This window comes from Mycobacterium sp. NGS15 (assembly GCF_059813245.1).
The window spans coordinates 279,196-297,572 of the sequence record NZ_JCALEF010000007.1; the positions used below are offsets into that span (position 1 = coordinate 279,196).

At 66.3% G+C, this 18,377-nt stretch carries 20 protein-coding genes; 9 read left to right on the plus strand and 11 right to left on the minus strand.

Annotated elements, in window-relative coordinates; translation table 11 throughout:
* Positions 1-12 precede the first annotated feature (12 nt).
* Positions 13-453 carry a PPOX class F420-dependent oxidoreductase gene (locus tag AC5Y5C_RS22180; protein ID WP_499976507.1) on the plus strand — a complete coding sequence of 147 codons (441 nt, stop codon included), beginning with the start codon at positions 13-15 and terminating at the stop codon, positions 451-453.
* 8 nt (positions 454-461) lie between these two features.
* Here AC5Y5C_RS22180 and AC5Y5C_RS22185 read toward each other — a convergent pair whose 3' ends face one another.
* The 4 genes from AC5Y5C_RS22185 to ctaC all read right to left on the minus strand — a co-directional run bounded on the left by AC5Y5C_RS22185 (position 462) and on the right by ctaC (position 3,798).
* Positions 462-1,199: a DUF2561 family protein gene (locus tag AC5Y5C_RS22185; protein WP_499976509.1), complete on the minus strand. Its 738-nt coding sequence runs from the start codon at positions 1,197-1,199 to the stop codon at positions 462-464.
* Positions 1,199-2,065, minus strand: coding sequence for a hypothetical protein (locus tag AC5Y5C_RS22190; RefSeq protein ID WP_499976511.1), 867 nt, complete (start codon positions 2,063-2,065; stop codon positions 1,199-1,201). The genes AC5Y5C_RS22185 and AC5Y5C_RS22190 overlap by 1 nt, the downstream gene beginning before the upstream one ends.
* 238 nt (positions 2,066-2,303) lie before the next feature.
* Entirely contained in the window at positions 2,304-2,723 is a 420-nt protein-coding gene (locus tag AC5Y5C_RS22195) for a cytochrome c oxidase subunit 4 (protein ID WP_499976513.1), read from the minus strand.
* Positions 2,724-2,748: 25 nt separating this feature from the next.
* The gene (gene ctaC / locus AC5Y5C_RS22200; protein ID WP_499976515.1) at positions 2,749-3,798 is read right to left on the minus strand and encodes an aa3-type cytochrome oxidase subunit II; all 1,050 of its coding nucleotides are present in this window, start codon (positions 3,796-3,798) and stop codon (positions 2,749-2,751) included.
* A 159-nt stretch (positions 3,799-3,957) separates the two neighbouring features.
* Here ctaC and asnB point away from each other — a divergent pair, with 159 nt between their 5' ends.
* Positions 3,958-5,886, plus strand: a complete 1,929-nt coding sequence (gene asnB / locus AC5Y5C_RS22205) for an asparagine synthase (glutamine-hydrolyzing) (protein ID WP_499976517.1) — start codon at positions 3,958-3,960, stop codon at positions 5,884-5,886.
* Here asnB and AC5Y5C_RS22210 read toward each other — a convergent pair.
* Positions 5,883-6,854: a carbohydrate kinase family protein gene (locus AC5Y5C_RS22210; RefSeq protein ID WP_499976518.1), complete on the minus strand. Its 972-nt coding sequence runs from the start codon at positions 6,852-6,854 to the stop codon at positions 5,883-5,885. The two genes, asnB and AC5Y5C_RS22210, sit on opposite strands and share 4 nt — an antisense overlap.
* Before the next feature lie 112 nt (positions 6,855-6,966).
* Here AC5Y5C_RS22210 and AC5Y5C_RS22215 point away from each other — a divergent pair, with 112 nt between their 5' ends.
* Positions 6,967-7,509: an Rv0361 family membrane protein gene (locus AC5Y5C_RS22215; protein WP_499976520.1), complete on the plus strand. Its 543-nt coding sequence runs from the start codon at positions 6,967-6,969 to the stop codon at positions 7,507-7,509.
* Here AC5Y5C_RS22215 and AC5Y5C_RS22220 read toward each other — a convergent pair whose 3' ends face one another.
* Together AC5Y5C_RS22220 and AC5Y5C_RS22225 are read right to left on the minus strand one after the other, a co-directional pair.
* Positions 7,510-7,878 carry a HesB/IscA family protein gene (locus tag AC5Y5C_RS22220; RefSeq protein ID WP_499976522.1) on the minus strand — a complete coding sequence of 123 codons (369 nt, stop codon included), beginning with the start codon at positions 7,876-7,878 and terminating at the stop codon, positions 7,510-7,512.
* 118 nt (positions 7,879-7,996) lie between these two features.
* Positions 7,997-9,058, minus strand: a complete 1,062-nt coding sequence (locus AC5Y5C_RS22225) for a glycerate kinase family protein (RefSeq protein ID WP_499976524.1) — start codon at positions 9,056-9,058, stop codon at positions 7,997-7,999.
* 22 nt (positions 9,059-9,080) lie between these two features.
* On the opposite strand from AC5Y5C_RS22225, the gene AC5Y5C_RS22230 reads away from it, so the two are divergent.
* The 5 genes from AC5Y5C_RS22230 (at position 9,081) to AC5Y5C_RS22250 (ending at position 13,911) form a co-directional block, all read left to right on the plus strand.
* Positions 9,081-9,755, plus strand: a complete 675-nt coding sequence (locus tag AC5Y5C_RS22230; protein ID WP_499976526.1) for a DUF3043 domain-containing protein — start codon at positions 9,081-9,083, stop codon at positions 9,753-9,755.
* Positions 9,756-9,760: 5 nt separating this feature from the next.
* A complete protein-coding gene (locus AC5Y5C_RS22235) occupies positions 9,761-10,294 on the plus strand; it encodes a bifunctional adenosylcobinamide kinase/adenosylcobinamide-phosphate guanylyltransferase (RefSeq protein WP_499976527.1) in 534 nt (177 codons plus the stop codon).
* Positions 10,291-11,355: a nicotinate-nucleotide--dimethylbenzimidazole phosphoribosyltransferase gene (gene cobT / locus AC5Y5C_RS22240; protein ID WP_499976529.1), complete on the plus strand. Its 1,065-nt coding sequence runs from the start codon at positions 10,291-10,293 to the stop codon at positions 11,353-11,355. The genes AC5Y5C_RS22235 and cobT overlap by 4 nt, the downstream gene beginning before the upstream one ends.
* Positions 11,352-12,110, plus strand: a complete 759-nt coding sequence (locus AC5Y5C_RS22245; RefSeq protein ID WP_499976530.1) for an adenosylcobinamide-GDP ribazoletransferase — start codon at positions 11,352-11,354, stop codon at positions 12,108-12,110. Before cobT ends, AC5Y5C_RS22245 begins: the two co-directional genes overlap by 4 nt.
* 88 nt (positions 12,111-12,198) lie before the next feature.
* Positions 12,199-13,911 (plus strand): metallophosphoesterase, encoded by a 1,713-nt coding sequence (locus tag AC5Y5C_RS22250; RefSeq protein WP_499976532.1) that lies wholly within the window; start codon positions 12,199-12,201, stop codon positions 13,909-13,911.
* Here the strand turns inward: AC5Y5C_RS22250 and AC5Y5C_RS22255 are convergent.
* Positions 13,908-15,011 carry a branched-chain amino acid aminotransferase gene (locus AC5Y5C_RS22255; protein WP_499976534.1) on the minus strand — a complete coding sequence of 368 codons (1,104 nt, stop codon included), beginning with the start codon at positions 15,009-15,011 and terminating at the stop codon, positions 13,908-13,910. The genes AC5Y5C_RS22250 and AC5Y5C_RS22255 overlap by 4 nt on opposite strands.
* Before the next feature lie 42 nt (positions 15,012-15,053).
* The gene (gene gcvT / locus AC5Y5C_RS22260) at positions 15,054-16,157 is read right to left on the minus strand and encodes a glycine cleavage system aminomethyltransferase GcvT (RefSeq protein WP_499976535.1); all 1,104 of its coding nucleotides are present in this window, start codon (positions 16,155-16,157) and stop codon (positions 15,054-15,056) included.
* Positions 16,158-16,207: 50 nt separating this feature from the next.
* Between gcvT and AC5Y5C_RS22265 the strand changes: the two genes are divergently transcribed.
* Complete coding sequence (locus AC5Y5C_RS22265; protein WP_499976537.1) at positions 16,208-17,716, plus strand: leucyl aminopeptidase; 1,509 nt, start codon at positions 16,208-16,210, stop codon at positions 17,714-17,716.
* Between the two features lie 6 nt (positions 17,717-17,722).
* Here AC5Y5C_RS22265 and AC5Y5C_RS22270 read toward each other — a convergent pair whose 3' ends face one another.
* Together AC5Y5C_RS22270 and AC5Y5C_RS22275 are read right to left on the minus strand one after the other, a co-directional pair.
* Positions 17,723-18,064 (minus strand): oxidoreductase, encoded by a 342-nt coding sequence (locus tag AC5Y5C_RS22270; protein ID WP_499976539.1) that lies wholly within the window; start codon positions 18,062-18,064, stop codon positions 17,723-17,725.
* A 36-nt stretch (positions 18,065-18,100) separates the two neighbouring features.
* Positions 18,101-18,331: a DUF167 domain-containing protein gene (locus tag AC5Y5C_RS22275; protein ID WP_134085667.1), complete on the minus strand. Its 231-nt coding sequence runs from the start codon at positions 18,329-18,331 to the stop codon at positions 18,101-18,103.
* Between the last annotated feature and the right edge of the window lie 46 nt (positions 18,332-18,377).

An 18,377-nucleotide genomic window follows, 5' to 3' on the forward strand; every position in this document is an offset into this window, starting at 1 on the left:
TACCCTGGCTGTATGCAGGAGATGACTCGCGAGCAATGGTGGGCCTTCGCTACCGAGGGCACCCGCACCGGAATGCTCGGCCTGGTCCGGGCCAACGGCGCACCCATCGTGACGCCGGTGTGGTTCCTGCTCCACGAGGGCTCCGACGGCGACGAGCTGATCTTCACGACGGGTACGGAAACCTTGAAGGGCAAGGCCATTCGGCGAGACCCGCGCATCTCACTGGCGGTCGACGACCAGCGACCGCCGTACTCCTACGTCCAGTTCTCGGCGGAGGCGCGGCTGACCGACGATCTCGACGAGATGCTCGAATGGGCGACCAGGATCGGTGGACGCTACATGGGAGCCGCGCTGGCCGAGGATTTCGGCCGCCGCAACGCGGTTCCGGAAGAATCACTCGTGCGGGCCACCATCACGAAAGTCGTTGCCCGCGCCGGGATCGCCGACTTCTAGCGGTCGAACTAATGCGTATCCGGCGACCCTGACGCGCCGAGCTCACGCAGCTTCTTGAGCGTCAGCCACGGAATTGCCCCCATCGCGCAGGTGATCACTCCGCCGAGCACAAACGCGACAAGGGCGGCGGTCTCGCTTTCCACCGCCAGCAGATAGGTACCCGTGACCACAGCAAGCAGTGCCAGACCGATCGCACCGGCGATCCCCACCGTGGCCCGCAGCCACAGCCGGTCGACCGCTGCCGACTTCGACGCCGACTCGGCGGCGGCCCGATACGCCGGCGATCCGGGGCCCGTGTAGTCCTTCGGAACGTGGCTCACGGGGTCCACGAGACCGCCGAACGTCTTGAGCTTCTCGGTCGAGGCTTCCGCCGGAGGCGGACCCGACGGCACGCTGCCCGCGCCGGAGGCACTGGCGCCCTTGGATTTAGGCGCGGCTTTCGATGCACCACGCGACGGACGCCGGGCCGCCGTTTTGCGGGCGCGCAAAAGCAGCGGCACGGCGCCGATGATGACGGCCAGCGACACCCCGATGACGATGTAGATCCCCAAAGAGGTGCCACCGGACCCCTCCGAGCTCTCCCCCATTCCGGTCATCACGACAATGGCGCCGACCAGCATCCCGACAAACGCCAGCCAGATCACGGCACACAACCCGATCAGCATCCGGTCGACGGACTCCGGCGAGGATCGCCGCACCGGACCGGCAAGTGCCTCCAGTGGCTTGGCCCATCGACCTGCTGGCATCAGCAGGTTGCCTGCGCCGAATTGTTGTTGTTGGCGGACAGAACCTGGCCATCGCTGGTGGTGATCGTGCAATTGAGCTGGCTCAAGCGCAGGAAGCTGCTCGCCGATACCGAACCGATCTCGGAGTTCGAGATCGGGGTGACGGTGATCGACCACGGGATGTACACGTTCGGGTTCACCCGTGTGCGCCCGGAGCCGTCGGTCCAGGTGATCGAGATGCGATCGAGAGGAGCCTTCGAACCCGTCACCGAGTACGTGATCTGTCGCGGCCCGGCCGGAGTCGTGGTCGTCGGCGGCGGAGGCGGCGGTGTCGTGGTGGTCGTCACCGGCGGCGGGGCCTCATGCGTCGTCACCGGCGGAGGAGGAGGCGGCGGCGGTTCCACTGTCACCGTCTCGGTCACCGGCGGCGGAGGTGGTGGAGGAGGCGGAGGTTCGGTGGTGGGCGGCGGGGGCGGAGGTGGAGGCGGCTCCGTGGTGGTCGTGATGATCTCGTTCCACGGCGTCGTGCTCGGGGTCGGCGTGACCGAGGTGCTCTTGGCAGCACCGGTCGTCTCGTCTGAGCGCCCAGCTACCAGCAGCGCGACGGAGGCGACCAGAGTGATCGCGGCGATGATCGCCGCCACCCCGACGACCCACGGCCACCGCGGCGGAGGCGGCTCCTCGCCGTCGACCAGCTGGGTGTCGTATTCGTCGTACGGCACGTACGGACTGGTGAATTGCTCGGATTCGGGTGCCGAATACGCCTGAGAATGAAACGCGGCAGAATCCGCCCCGGAAGAGTCAGCAGCCGCGGCGTCCGCATTCGGACCATCCAGATCCGGAACTTCCCCGGGAGTCCCCGACCCTGGGTTGTCCGTCCCACTCATCTACACAAGTTCCTTTTCGTCACTTCCCGCTCCCCGGCGGGCCACCTGCCTGAGGGGCCATGGCAACGATAGCCAAAGCGGTCCGGGGCGACGAAACCCGAGGGCCGTAAAAACCAAACTGACCACCGGATTGTTATCGAAAACGTGAGAGTGCACACGGAGACGTCACACCAGCCACGGAAGTCTCGCCGCAAAGTAAGAGCGCTGCCGTGAGACGCGGGGCGAAACGCGAGATGAGCTAGTGCTTCTCCGGTCCGACGTGGTATTCGAAGACCAGCCCGGCCACCGCGCTGAGCACGAATACCGCACCGGCGGCAATCAGCCACGGCAGCCACAGCGCCACACCTACAGCGGTGGTGGCGGCGGCCAGCGCGATCATGATCGGCCACCAGCTGTGCGGGCTGTAGAAGCCCAGTTCTCCGGCGCCGTCGGCGACCTCGGCGTCCTCGTAATCCTCGGGCCGGGTGTCCAGACGCCGGGCCACGAAGCGGAAGAACGTCGAGATGATCAGCGACAAACCTGTGGTCATCACCATGGCGGTGGTCCCCGCCCACTCCACACCGCCGTTGGCGTACATGGCGGTGAGCACCGCGTAGACCACGGTGGCCAAGGCGAAGAATCCGGTGAGGATTTCGAAGAGTCGGGCTTCGATATGCATGCTGCGCTCCTACCTTTCCCGCTGCCTAGTTCTTCGCCGCGTTGTTATCCGCCGGCGCGAGCTCGCCGCGGCGGCCGTCGAACGGCCTGGTGGTAATCGAGACCGGCGACTGTCCGATCGACGCCAGCGCCTCGGCGTTGGTCTTCCCCGCCTTGCGCGCTTCCAGATAGAACTTGAAGTCATTGGGGCTCACCACACGCAGCTCGAAGGCCATCATCGAGTGGTAGGTGCCGCACATCTCGACGCAGCGGCCCACGAATGCGCCTTCCTTCAAGATCTTGCTGACCTGGAAGACATTGTCGGAGTTATTGGCCTTGGGCTCGGGCATCACGTCGCGTGTGAACAAGAACGGGACCACCCGGAACGAGTGGATGACATCGGCCGAGGCCAGCTGGAACTCGACGCTCTTGCCGCTGGGCAGTACCAGCACCGGGATCTCCGCAGAGGTTCCGACGGTCTCGATCTTGTCGAAGTTCAGGTAGGTGCGGTCCTCACGGTTCAGGCCGCGCACCGGGCCGACGATCTCCTTGCCGTGCGCGTCCTTGCCCTCGGGCTTGGAGCTCATGGCCTTCTTGCGCTCCGGATCGGCGCCCTCGTAGTTGAGGCTGCCGTCCTTGAACGCGACCTTCTGGTAGCCGAACTTCCAGTTCCACTGGAAGGCGGTCACATCGACGACGACCTCGGGGTTCGGGTCCTTGTGCATGACCTTGTTCTGCACCACGACGGTGAAGTAAAAGAGCACCGCGATGATCAGGAAGGGCACCACCGTCAGGATCAGCTCCAGCGGCAGGTTGTATCCGAACTGGCGCGGGAACTCGGTGTCGCCCGGCTTGTGCCGGTGGAACGCGACGGTCCAGAAGGTAAGGCCCCACACGATGACGCCGACGACCAGCGAGGCGACGACCGCCCAGGTCCACAACGGGGCCATGTAGTCGTGGGCCTCCGGGGTGATGCCCTCGGGCCACCCGAACCGCAGCACTTCTTGGACGCTACAACCGCTGAGCAGGAAGCTCGCCGCGCCCAACAGCACCACAGTGGCCAGCAGGGACGGCCGTGAGCCGGACCGTGACGTCACGTTTTAAGCCTCCTGTTTCGGTACAGAATCCATCGCTGACCAGTGGCAGCAATCGAATACTACGCAGCGTAGACCACGCGGTCGCATCAGGGCCGCGACGGGGCCGGTGTCGGGACCTAGGTCCTGGGCCAGGCCCCCCGATGCTGCATACTTGGCCGGGTGTGTGGACTGGTGGCGTGGCTGGGACCGCCCGGTTCGTCCCTCGAATCTCATAGCCCTGCGGTGGACGCGGCGATGGTGCATATGCGCCATCGCGGGCCCGATGAACCGGGCATCTGGCACCAGGAGAATGTGCTCTTCGGCTTCAACCGGCTCTCGATCATCGACATCGCGCATTCACATCAGCCACTGCGTTGGGGCCCATCGGAGGCGCCCGACCGCTACGTGCTGGTCTTCAACGGCGAGATCTACAACTACTTGGAGCTGAGGGAAGCGCTCCGGTCCGATTACGGCGCGGTTTTCGCCACCGAAGGCGACGGCGAGGCGATCCTGGCGGCCTATCACTTCTGGGGTCCGGATGCGCTGCACCGGCTGCGCGGCATGTTCGCCTTTGCGATCTGGGACACGGTCGAACGCGAGCTGTTCTGCGCACGAGATCCTTTCGGCATCAAACCGCTGTTCATGGCGACCGGCCCGGGTGGCACCGCACTGGGCAGTGAGAAGAAATGCCTGCTAGATCTGGTGGAACAGCTCGGCATCAACACCGAGCTGGACCTACGGGCACTGCAGCACTACACGACGTTGCAGTACGTTCCGGAGCCCGAGAGCCTGCACACCGAGATCCGTCGCCTGGAGTCCGGTTCGTACGCCCGCATCGCCCCCGGCCAGGAACCACGCGTCACGCGCTACTTCCCGGCCCGGTTCACCGTGACGCCGTTCACCCGCGCGACCCGCCAGTCCCGGTACGACGAGATCACCGAGGTGCTCTCCGATTCCGTGGCCAAGCACATGCGGGCCGACGTCACGGTGGGATCGTTCCTGTCCGGTGGTATCGATTCGACGGCCATCGCCGCGCTGGCGATCCGGCACAACCCGAAACTCATCACCTTCACGACTGGCTTTGAGCGGCAAGGCTATTCCGAGGTCGACGTGGCGGTGGAGTCAGCCAAGGCGATCGGCGCCCGGCATGTCGTCAAGGTGGTCAGCCAGGAGGAGTTCGTTTCCGCACTGCCCGAGATCGTCTGGTACCTGGACGATCCGGTGGCGGACCCGTCCCTGGTGCCCTTGTTCTTCGTGGCCCGGGAGGCCCGTAAGCACGTCAAGGTGGTGCTCTCCGGCGAGGGTGCCGACGAACTCTTCGGCGGATACACCATCTACCGGGAGCCCTTGTCACTCAAGCCTTTCGAATACCTACCCGCCGCGCTGCGACGTGGCGCGGCGCGGCTGTCCGCCGCGATTCCGGATGGCGTGCGCGGCAAGAGCCTGCTGCAACGCGGGTCGATGACACTGGAACAGCGCTACTACGGGAACGCTCGCAGCTTCGACGACGAACAGCTGCGCGCGGTGCTCCCCCACTATCGCCCGGAGTGGGGCCACCAGGACGTCACCGCGGCCCTCTACGAGCGCTGTGCCGGCTGGGATCCGGTGGCGCGCATGCAGTATGTGGATCTGTTCACCTGGCTGCGCGGCGACATTCTGGTCAAGGCCGACAAGATGACGATGGCGAACTCGCTGGAACTGCGGGTGCCATTCCTTGACCCCGAGGTGTTCAAGGTGGCCTCGCAGCTGCCGTACCGCGAGAAGATCACGCGCGAGACGACCAAGTACGCGCTGCGCAAGGCACTGGAACCCATTGTGCCGGCGCATGTTCTACACCGGACCAAACTCGGTTTCCCCGTGCCCATCCGACACTGGTTCGTCGACGGGCTACTGCACGATTGGGCACGCGAGATGCTGGCGACCACGCAGGCTGGACACCTGATCGATGTGCCGGCCGTCGGCCGGATGCTCACCGAGCACACCGCCGGAGTCAGCGATCACAGCCGCAGGCTGTGGACGGTGCTGATCTTCATGCTGTGGCATGCGATCTTCGTGGAGCAGTCGGTGCGGCCGAACATCCAGGAGCCGCACTACCCGGTGCAGCTCTAGAGAGCGGCACCGATCTCGTCGGCAGCTTCCTGGCCGTACGCATCGGCAAGGCGAGCCCGCGCATCGTCGCGCTCCCATACCCATTCCTGGGTGCCGACAGTCTCCAGAACTAGCGTTGCCACAAGCGATCCCAACTGTGCCGAACGCTCCAGGTTCAGGCCGGCGCTACGACCGGTGAGGAATCCGGCACGCCACGCGTCGCCGACACCGGTCGGGTCGACCTGTCCCTTCTCCGGGACCACGCCCACCTTGAGGGACGTGCCGTCCTTCTCGACGATCTCGACGCCGTTGGGGCCAAGGGTGGTGACCCGCAGCTCGACGCGCTCGCGCACGTCTGCCTCGGTCCACCCGGTCTTGGACAGCAGCAGATCCCACTCATAGTCATTGGTAAAGAGGTATGTGGCGCCACCGACGAGTTCACGTGCCTGCTCGCCGGAGAGCCGGGCCAGCTGCTGCGACGGGTCGGCTGCGAACGGCAACCCCAGGCTGCGACATTCCTCGGTGTGCCGGAACATGGCGTCGGGGTCGTTGGCCCCGACGATCACCAATTCCGGTGTCCCGATGCGCGATACGACGTCGGCAAGCGAGATGTCGCGGGCTTCGGACATGGCACCCGGGTAGAAGGACGCGATCTGTGCCATGTCCTGATCCGTCGTGCATACGAAACGCGCGGTGTGAGCGGTCTCGGAGATCAACACGGCGTCGCAGTTCACGCCATGGCCCTCAAGCCAGGATCGGTACTCGGCGAAGTCCGCACCCACGGCACCCACCAGTGCGGGCTTGCCACCGAGCACGCCGATGGCGAACGCGATGTTCCCTGCGACACCACCGCGACGAATTTCCAGATCGTCCACCAGAAAGCTGAGGGACACCTTCTGCAGATGCTCGACCAACAGCTGTTCGGAGAACTTCCCCGGGAAGCTCATGAGGTGGTCGGTCGCAATGGATCCGGTGACGATGATGGACACGCGGGAGACCCTTCGTAGGATTCGGGCAGATTGGGCACGTCGAGAGACAACTCCCAGAAGCTTACCTAACGTAACTGTTCGAGCAGTTGGGTCCGATTGCTAGCCTGGACGAATGGCTGAACCAGGTTATTCGACGGTGCCCTACCCTGGTTTACCGCCCATGCCGCCTCCGGTCGACTACCCCGAGCGCAAGCGCAAGGTGCCCGCGTGGCTCGCACCGACCGCCGTGGCAGCGGCGCTCGTGGTGCTGGCACTGCTCCTCGGATTTCTGACCAACAATTCGGGGGTATCCCACCGGCCCAGTGAGGCGAAGATCGAGCAGACCATCCAGGGCTACCTGGATGCGATGGCCAAGCTCGACATCGAGACGCTGGCGCGCAACGCCGGCTGCGGCCTGTACGACGCGGTGCGGGACAAGGACACCGACGACACGATCGTGCGTGCCAACGCCCAACAGTTCGTGGCCACATTCGGCACGGCGACGGTGAAGTCGATCGACAAGGTCGTCTACTTCTCCCAGTACCAACTCAAGGTGTTGTTCACCGCGACGAGTCAGAAGCGGAAGGATGCCCCGCAGGGACAGGCCGAGCTACTGATCAACGAGGACAAGATCTACGTCTGCTCCGCATACATGCGCGGCGGGAACGCGTTCTGATCAGTTGAAGGAATCGCCGCAGGCGCAGGAGCCGGTGGCGTTCGGGTTGTCGATCGTGAAGCCCTGCTTCTCGATGGTGTCGACGAAGTCGATCGAGGCACCCTGGATGTACGGAGCGCTCATCCGGTCCACGGTGAGCTTCACACCGTCGAACTCGGAGACGAGGTCTCCGTCCAGAGTGCGGTCATCGAAGAACAGCTGGTACCGCAAACCCGCGCAGCCACCGGGCTGGACGGCGATGCGCAGCGACAGGTCGTCACGGCCTTCTTGGTCCAGCAGCGCCTTGGCCTTGATGGCGGCAGCATCGGTCAAGACGGCCCCATGGGTTTCTTCGGTGGTGGTGGCGGTCGATTCGTCTTGGACAGTCATGTGGGATCTCCCCTGCGTCGAAGCTCTCGGGTGGACGTCCGTGTCGGAAACGTCTAGTGACCTCAACGGTACCTCGTCTGCGGCTATTCCTACATCTATGCCCTAGCCGATCTACGCCCTAGCCAGGTGACCAGTCGCGTGCGACCCGTGCCGTCAGGCCGGCCAGCTGGCCGGCGGCGTCCTCCATGGCCAACTGCACCGACCCGGCGAACTGGACGATCGATTCGGCCCGCGCGATACCCGCCTGCCGGTACTCACTGGCCGTCAGCGCCACCTGCCCGGCCAGCACCAGCACCCGGGTGCCGGATGTCGCGGCGCGGCTCGCCACCGCGCCGGCCACCTTGCCGTGCAGGGTTTGGTCGTCGAACTTACCTTCGCCGGTGATCACCAGCTCGGCCCGCGCGATCGCCGCATCGAGGCCAGTGTGCTCGGCGACGATGCGCGCCCCCGATTCACGACGCCCGCCGAGGGCCAGTAGCGCCGCCCCGATCCCGCCCGCGGCGCCCGCTCCGGCCAGATCGCGCACGGAACGACCGGTTCCGGCCTCCAACTCGGTGACCCACCCGGTAAGCCTTGCCTCCAGGCGGGTGACGGTGTCCTGGTCGGCTCCCTTCTGCGGGCCGAACACCGCCGCCGCACCGTTGGCGCCGAGCAGCGGATGCTCGACATCGCTGGCCACCACCAATTCCGTTGTGGCCAGGCGCAGCCGGGCCTCGCCGATCCCACCGAGCCCCTCGATGAGCCCGGCACCCCCGTCCGTACAGCTGCTGCCACCCAGACCGACCACGATCCGGGTCGCGCCACCATCGAGAGCCGCGCCGATCAGCTGCCCAACCCCGGTGCTGTGGGCTCGCCAGGCGGTATCGGTGGACGGCGCACACCGAAGCAGCGGCAGTCCGCAGGCCTGTGCGCATTCGATGTAGGCGGTCGTTGCATCAAGCAGCCACCCGGCGTCGACGTCGTCGTCCAGAGGCCCGCGCACACGCACCACCTGCCGGTGCGCCGAGGGCAGCTGCGCGGCCAGCACGTCGACGAAGCCGGGGCCCCCATCGGATTGCGGGCTGAGGGTGAGAATGTCGTCGGGACGAGCCCGCCTCCAGCCGTCCGCGACGGCGGTCGCCGCCTCGGTGGCGGTGAGGGTGTCTCCGAAGCTGTCGGGCGCCACCAGAATCTGACTCATTCGCGCAGGATAATCTGGGGTTGTGAATCTGCTCGGCCGAAAGAAATCCACCTCCGAAAACGGCACCGTTGGCGCTGCGGACGCGTCCGTGTCACCGTCCGGTGAGACGGACGTCACATCACCGGCGCAGGCCGGGAAGGGCCGCCCCACCCCCAAGCGGGACAGCGGCAAGCGTCGTGGGCCCGTCGCCCCGGCGCCCTTGACCAGCGCCGAGGCCCGGCAGCGTCGCAAGTCCCTGCGCGGACCGAAACTGTCGCGTGCGGAACGCAAGATCGAGAACGCCGAGCGGCGCGCCCGGATGGCCGACAGTCGCGAAAAGATGATGGCCGGAGACGAGTCGTATCTGCTGCCCCGGGACAAGGGCCCGGTGCGCGCATTCGCCCGCGACATCGTCGACTCGCGGCGCAATGTGCTGGGGCTGTTCATGCCCCTGGCGCTGTTCCTGATCTTCTCCATGTTCGCGGTGCCGTCCGTCCAGGTTCAGATGTGGATGACCCCGGCGATGCTCGTTCTCATGATCGTCATGATCGTGGACGGAGTCTTCGTCGGCAGGCTCGTGAACAAGCGCGTGTCGGAACGCTTCCCGGCCACCGACGAGGGTGGCTTCAAACTCGGCTGGTACGCGGCGAGCCGCGCATCGCAGCTGCGCAGGATGCGCGCACCGCGTCCCCGGGTGAACCGCGGCGAGCCGGTCTAGCCTCAGTGGCTACCACGCTGGTTCTTGGCGGAATTCGTTCAGGAAAGTCGCATTTCGCGGAGTCTCTGCTGCCCGCCGCAGGACCCGTGCGATACCTGGCAACCGGATCGTCTGCCCGCGGGGACACGGCATGGGCGCACAGAGTTGCCGCACACCGGTCTCGGCGCCCCGATCACTGGACCACGGCCGAGACCACGGATATCGCGGATGAGCTGCGCACGGGTGATGCGGTGCCGACACTCATCGATGATCTCGGGGGTTGGCTGACCGCGATGCTGGACAGCCGCGGCGCGTGGGACCGTGGCGGTGAGGTCGTCACCGCCGATATCGGCGCGCTGGTCGATGCGATCGATGTCTTCCCCAACGACCTGGTGATCGTGAGCCCGGAGGTCGGGTTGGCCATCGTGCCCGCCACCGCATCCGGGCGGCTGTTCGCCGATCAGCTCGGAGCCCTGAATCAGGCGGTGGCACAGCGCTGTCAACGCGTGCTACTGGTCGTGGCCGGCCATCCGCTGGCGATCAAGGGAGCCACGGCGTGACCAGCGGCGAGGCGCCGCGATTCGCCCCGGTCTCGGCACCCGACCCGGATATCGCCGATGCCGCACGCGACCGGCAACGGCAGCTCACCAAGCCGGAGGGTGCGCTGGGGCGGCTGGAGGAGCTCTCGATCTGGATATCGGCCTGCCAAAATCAGTGCCCCCCTAGGACATTCCAACGGCCGAGGGTGGTGGTCTTCGCCGGCGATCACGGGGTGGCCTCCGATGGTGTGTCGGCCTATCCCCCATCGGTGACAGCACAGATGGTGCGGAACATCGATGCGGGCGGGGCCGCGGTCAACGTGCTGGCCGCGCTCGCCGGGGCGGGTGTGCGCGTGGTCGACATTGCCGTCGACACCGACACGTCACTGACCGAACCCCTTGCCGCCCACAAGATTCGCCGTTCCAGCGGCAACATCGCGGTGCAGGACGCCCTCACCATCGAGCAGGCCCGTGCCGCGCTGGCCGCGGGGATCGCCCTGGCCGACGCCGAGATCGACGGTGGAGCCGATCTGCTCATCGCGGGCGATATGGGCATCGGCAACACCACACCGGCGACGGTGCTGGTGGCGGCGCTCACCGCGAGCGAACCGGTGGCGGTGGTGGGTCGCGGCACCGGGGTCGACGACGCGGGCTGGGCACGTAAGACCGCCGCCGTGCGCGATGCATTGCGCCGCACCAAAGATGTACGCACCGACCCAATCGCACTTCTTAGCCGAGCGGGCGGCGCCGACCTGGCGGCAATCACCGGATTCGTGGCACAGGCTGCGGTGCGGCGCACCCCCGTGCTGCTCGACGGGCTCGTGGTGACCGCGGCAGCGCTGGTGGCCGAGCAGCTGGCGCCGGGGGCACGTCAGTGGTGGCTCGCCGGCCATCGTTCCACCGAGCCCGCGCATTCCCTTGCTCTGCAACGCCTCCGGCTGGATCCCGTGCTGGATCTGCAGATGCGGCTGGGCGAAGGCTCCGGCGCGCTCGTCGCACTGCCCGTATTGCAGGCCGCCGCGGGCACCCTGGCCCAGATGGCGACGTTCGACGAGGCCCGGATCGACGGGCCAGCCGCGTGAGCCGGCTGCTGCGACTCCTCCGGCCCATCGGCGGAGCCTTTGAATTCGCCACCGTGGCACCGGTTCCCGCGCGGCTCGCCGGGACGCTCTCGGGCCCGGTGTTGGGAGCGCTGCCGGTGGTCGGCGCCGCGCTGGGCGCGCTGGCCGCAGTCGTCGGCTGGGGCATGCACTTCGCGTACATGGCGCCACTGGCCGGGCTCGCAGCGGTGACGGTGCTGATTCTCGCCACGCGCGGACTGCACATCGACGGACTGTCCGACACCACCGACGGCCTGGGCTGCTACGGGCCGTCCGAGCGCGCGCTGGCTGTGATGCGCGACGGTTCAGCCGGCCCGTTCGGGGTGGTGGCTGTGGTCATCGCCCTGCTGGCACAGGCGTTGTCATTCGGCGTGCTGGTTTCCAGGCAGGAGTGGCTGGCCATTGCGCTGGCGGTCGCGGTGGGGCGGGTCGGCGCGGTCGTGGCATGCCGTCGCGGGGTACCCGCTGCCGCGCATAGCGGCTTCGGTGCCAGGGTGGCAGGGTCTCAGCCGCTGTGGCTGGCGGGAATATGGGTGCTTGCGGCGATGGCCGTCGGCGTCCTGGCACAGCCCGGTCGGCCATGGCAGGGGCCGGTCGCCGTGGTGGTGGCACTGGCCGCCGGCGCGCTCCTGGTACGCCACTGCGTACGCAGGTTCGGTGGCATCACTGGTGATGTGCTGGGTGCAAGCATCGAGGTAACCACCACGCTGGCCGCGCTTGGGTTCGCGGCGCGGTGACGCCGCGAGAAAAGATTCATCAAGAGTTTGTGGTCGAATCGGCCTGTGCGGTCGCGTTACCTGGTGCGGTGGGCCACTATTCGAACCTATGCCGCCCAACCCTGTGAACCCTGCCGGTGAGACGCCGGACATGGGGATACCCGAGCCGATCGCCCGATCGATGTCGATGACCGAGCAGTACGAGTGGCATCGCGGGTATCTCGACCGTCACGCGGTGTCACGTCGCAACTTCCTCCGAGGGTCGGCCGCCGCCGCTGCCGTCACCGCGCTGGGCGTATCACCGTTTGGACGGCGGGCATACGCGGACGACGCCCCGCTGGGTGTCGCCGGCAGACGCGTCGGGTTCGGCGCCGACTCCTGCAGTCAGCTCAGCTTTTCCGGGCAGCTGTCCAGGAATCCACACGGCGCGAAGATCTTTCTCGATCACGGCCCGACGCCCGATCTCGGCGCCTCCAGGGAGGCCGAGGTCCGTAATCTCGTGACACAGATCCCGTCCAGCGACCGTGGAGTGCTGGCGGCCGAACAGTTCTACGTCCACGCGCCCGTACATGAGCTCGGCGGGGGCACAGAGCAATTTTACCGCTGGCGCACCACCGACGGGTTCGTGAGCGACATCCGTTCGGCCTCGACGGCCATGCCATCCTCCCGAAATGCGCTCGCCCCCTTCCGTTTCACCATGATGGGTGATCAGGGCACCGACGAAACCCCGACGCAGCCACCGGGCCTGACGGCCGGTGACTACGACGACAGCTACTACAGTGCGGACAACGACCCTGGTGCGTCACATACGCAGAACGTCTTGAACCAGATCGTGGCGTGCCGACCCGATTTCCACATCTTGGCCGGGGACATCGCGTATGCGGATCCCTCCGGAATGGGGAAAAAGCCCCAGTTCGTGCCCTCGGGTGCCAAGCCCGCAACCGGATTCGACAAGTACAACCCCTTTGTCTGGGACGTGTACCTGACGTCGATCGAACCCAGCGCCTCGACGACGCCGTGGATGTTCGCGACCGGTAATCACGACATGGAGGCGGCGTACGGCAGCCACGGCTACGGCGGCCACCTGTCTCGTCTCGGTTTTCCCGGGAACGGCCCCGCGGGATGCCCCTCCGCGTACTCGTTCACCTACGGCAATGTCGCGGTGCTCTCCCTGGACGCCAATGACGTGTCGTATGAGATCAGGGCAAATACCGGCTACTCGGATGGAGCCCAAACCGGCTGGGTGGAAAGAACTTTAGCAAAATACCGCGCCGACCCGAACATCGACTTCATCGTGTGCTTCTTTCACCACTGCGCCTATTCGACGACCCTCTCGCATGCCAGCGACGGTGGCGTCCGCGACGCGTGGTGCGCGCTGTTCGATCGCTATCAGGTAGATCTGGTACTCCAGGGACACAACCATGTATTCGAGCGCACCGATCCCATTCGTGCGGGTCGATCGACCAAAGAGGCCGGTGACAATTCCATCGTCTATCCGGAATCGGATGGCACCGTGTACTACACAGTGGGCTCCGCAGGCCGGCCCCGCTACGACTTTCAGCCCGGCGAGCCCGAGGGATACCGTGGCCGCGAGCTCAGCGACACACTGGTTCCCAACAGCTATGTCTGGGCACCCGACGGCAGCAAGCATGCCGAAGCGGTCACCTGGTCTCGGGTGCGTTATCGGAACTACGCGTTCATTCGTGTCGACGTACGTCCGGGGACGTTCAGCAGTGAGATGGACGTCACCGCCGTCGACGAGTACGGCCGCACGTTCGACACGGTGACCTATCGCCGCCCCGTGCGCGCAGCGGCGTCCTAGCCGAGCTTGGTGATCCAGCCGTGCGTATCGGCGAAGGTGCCGCGCTGGATTCCGGTCAACGTGTCGCGCAGAGCCATGGTCACCTCACCCGGTTCCCCGTCCCCGATGATGAATTCGCCGCCCGAATGCTTGACGCGGCCAACCGGCGTGATGACCGCCGCGGTGCCGCAGGCGAACACCTCGGTGATCTCCCCGGACCCCGCCTTCTTCTCCAGCTCGTCGACATCGATCTTGCGTTCCTCGATGGCGAAACCTGCGTCGGAGGCCAGCTGCAACAAGGACTTCCGCGTCACACCGGGAAGTAGCGAACCCGAGAGTTCCGGAGTCACCAAGCGGGCCTCGCCGTCACGGCCGAACACGAAGAAAAGGTTCATGCCGCCCATTTCTTCGATGTAGCGGCGTTCGATCGCGTCGAGCCACACCACCTGATCGCAACCCTCCTCGGAGGCCTGCGCCTGGGCCACGAGGGATGCGGCGTAATTGCCACCCGTCTTGGCTGCGCCTATCCCGCCCGGTGCGGCGCGCACGTACTCATGCGAGAGCCACACGCTGACCGGCTTGATGCCCTGCGAGAAGTACGCACCTGCCGGTGACGCGATGAGCAGGTACCGGTACTCGGCCGCCGGCCGCACCCCGAGGCCGGCCTCGGTGGCGATGATGAACGGCCGCAGGTAGAGCGATTCCTCGCCGCCACCCGGCGGCACCCACTCGGAATCGACCGCAATGAGCTGGCGCAGCGACTCGATGAACAGCTCCTGTGGCAGCTCGGGGATCGCGATGCGGCGGCAGGATTGGATCATCCGTTCGCCGTTAGCCTCGGGCCGGAAGGCGGCGATGGTTCCGTCGGGTTGCCGGTAGGCCTTGAGCCCCTCGAAGACCTCTTGCGCGTAGTGCAGCACGATCGCCGAAGGGTCCAGGGTGATAGGACCATATGGCACCACTTGCGCGTTGTGCCAGCCATTTTCGGTGTTCCAGTCAATGGACACCATGTGGTCGGTGAAGTACTTCCCAAATCCCGGCGCGGCCAGTACCTCAGCCCGCCGAGCCGGGCTGGCCGGTGACTGGTTGAGTTGCCGGGTGAACTCGGGAAGCGGATTCATGCTCGGCAGTCTAGCTGTCCGACGTCGCCAAATCCGAACCCATTATCCGACGTTGACGTCCACGAATGGCGGCTTGACGACCTCGCATTCGATACCCCGGCCACGCACGTCCACGACGACGCTCGCTCCATCGGCGATCTGCGCGGAGGTATCCAGCAAGGCCAGGGCGATTCCGGTCTTGAGGGTCGGCGAGAAGGTGCCCGAGGTCGTCACTCCCACCGGTTGGCCGTCGGACAGCACCGTGAGATCCGGTCGCAGCACCCCGCGTCCCGTGGCACGCAGGCCCCGCAGGGTGCGGCGCGGACCCTCTGCCTTCTCTTCCCTGAGGGCATCGCGACCCCAGAACGCGTCCTTCTTCCAGCCGACGGCCCATCCGGCCCGTGCCTGCACCGGGCTGATATCGGCGGAGAGCTCGTGCCCGTGCAGCGGATAGCCCATCTCGGTGCGCAGCGTGTCGCGGGCGCCCAGACCGGCGAGCTGACCGCCCGCCTCGGCGATCACCGGCAGCAGCGCATCGAAGACCGCACCGGCGGAGTCCCAGGACGGCAGTAGTTCGTAGCCGTGTTCGCCGGTGTATCCGGTCCGGCATACGCGCACCGGTTGACCGTCGAGCGTCGCGTCCGCGTAGGCCATGTATTCCATATCCGTTGGCAGTCCGAGCCGTTCCAGCACCTCCGCCGATTTGGGCCCTTGCACGGCCAGCACCGCGTAATCGCGGTGCTGGTTGGTGATGGTGATGCCGTCGGGGGCCTTCTCCTGTAGCGCGGCCACCACCGCCGCAGTGTTCGCGGCGTTGGGTACCAGGAAGATCTCGTCATCGGAGACGTAGTAGGCGATGAGATCGTCGATAACGCCGGCCACCCCGTCAATTTCCTGGCAACACAAGGTGTATTGCGCCTTGCCCGGCCCAATCTTGTTGAGGTCGTTGGTAAAACACGTGTTGATGAATGCTGCGGCACCCGGCCCACGCACCAGCGCCTTGCCCAGATGGCTCACGTCGAACAGACCGACGGCCTCGCGGGTCGCGGTGTGCTCCCCCACCGTGCCTGCGTACGACACCGGCATGTTCCAGCCGCCGAATTCGGCGAAGGTGGCGCCTTGCGCGGCGTGCCGATCGTGAAGGGGGCCGAGTAAGAGATCCGTCATGGCGTTCACCCTAATTGGCACATCACTCGCTTTCACTAGGCTGTGAGCCTATGAGCGCATACACGGCACCTTCGTTCACCCTGGCCACATCCATTCCGCAGCGCGGGGTCTCCACCGCGGTGCTGCTGGTGGGCGTGCGCCCCACCGAGAAGGAGTCCGAGAGGGGCCCCCAGGTGGCCGACGCCCAGCTGCTGGACAAGGCAGCCGTCAAATCCATCGAGGCAGCGCTCAAGGCGGTCGGCGCGACCGGCTCGGCCGAGCAGCTCAGCCGGGTGGTCGTGGACGGGCTGCCGGTGGCCAGTGTGCTCGCCGTGGGACTGGGTAAGGCCGACACCGCCGAGACGATCCGTCGCGCCGCCGGGGTCGCCGCACGGTCACTCGACAATGTCGAAACCCTGGTGACCACGCTGTCCGCGAAGGCTGTCGACGCCACCGTGCAGGGGCTGGTGCTGGGCGGGTACCGCTTCGCGGAATTCCGCAGTGCCAAGACGGCACCGAAGGATGCTGGGCTGCAGAAGGTTACGTTGCTCGTCGGCGATAAGGGGCGCGCGCAGAAGGACGCCATGGAGCGCGGTGCCGCCGTCGCCTCTGCTGTCGTGATTGCCCGTGATTTCGTGAACACCCCGCCCAGCCACCTGTTCCCGGCCGAATTCGCCAAGCGCGCAAAGACGTTGGCGACCGCCGAGGGTATCGAGGTCGAGGTCCTCGACGAGAAGGAACTGGCCAAGGGCGGCTACGGCGGCATCGTGGGAGTGGGCAAGGGGTCCTCGCGCCAGCCGCGCCTGGTGCGCTTGACCTATCGCGGCGCCAAGGGAAAGAAGGCCAAGACGGTCGCGCTGGTGGGCAAGGGCATCACCTTCGACACCGGCGGCATCTCGATCAAGCCGGCCGGCGGTATGGAGAACATGACCTCCGATATGGGTGGGGCGGCAGCGGTTATCGCGGTCACCCTGCTGGCGGCCCGCCAACAGCTGCCGATCGACGTGATCGCGACGGTGCCCATGGCCGAGAACATGCCGTCGTCGACGGCGCAGCGTCCCGGTGACGTGTTGACCCATCTGGACGGCACCACCGTCGAGGTGATCAACACAGACGCCGAGGGCCGTCTGATCCTCGCGGACGCGATCGTGCGGGCCTGCCAGGACGAGCCCGACTACCTGATCGACACCGCGACACTGACCGGTGCGCAGGTGGTGGCCCTGGGTACCCGCACCCCCGGCGTGATGGGCACAGATGAGTTCCGGGACCGGGTCGCGTCGATTTCGCGGTCCGTGGGCGAGAACGGCTGGGCCATGCCCCTGCCCGAGGAGCTGCGCGACGATCTCAAGTCCCGGGTGGCCGACCTGGCGAACGTCACCAATCACCGCAACGGCGGCATGCTGGCGGCCGGCCACTACCTGCGGGAGTTCGTTGCCGACGGCGTGCAGTGGGCGCATATCGATGTCGCGGGCCCGGCATTCAACTCGGGTGGACCGTGGGGCTACATAACCAAGGGCGGCACGGGTGTGCCGGTGCGGACCATCTTCGAGGTGCTGGAAGACATCGTCGAGAACGGGTAGGCGCCGCTAGGCGCCTTCCTCGGCCGCGCGGCGCTTGAGGATTCGCTGCCGGGCGTCGTAATCACGTTTGCGTTGCGGGTATCCGGTGCGATGTACGTCATACACCGGGATCTTGAGTCTCTCGGAGATTCTCCGTGCGCCCGCTACCCCGCCGACGCGGCGGCGAGTCCACTCGCCATCACCTGCGATGAGAATCACAGTGACGTCGGAGAAATTGGTTTGCGGTTCGACGTAGGCCTCCACGCCCGTGCGGGCCGCGGCCCAGGTCGCGAGGTAGCGCACGTCGTCGTTCGGGCCCTGTGTGGCCTGTCCCCGGCGTTTGCTTCGGAAGGCGTCGATCCATGCCATTCGTCCATGGTGCCAGCTAACCCTGAGATCGTGCTGTCATCCGACCGAGAATCGCTTCAGTCTGCTGGTCTGCCCGGCAACGAGCCGCACCGTCGATTTCGGCACATCCAGATGCTCGGCCAGCAATGCGACGGCAGCCTTGTTGGCTTTGCCATCGATCGCCGGCTCCCGCACGAAGAGGGTCAGCGCACCATCGTCGGCAACCTCGACAGCAGGCCCCTTGCGACTGCCGGGCTTGATGACGCAGACAACTGTGCGCACGCTCACCCCTCGATCTTGGACCCGGGCAGGCGCGCCTTTCCAGTCAGTGACA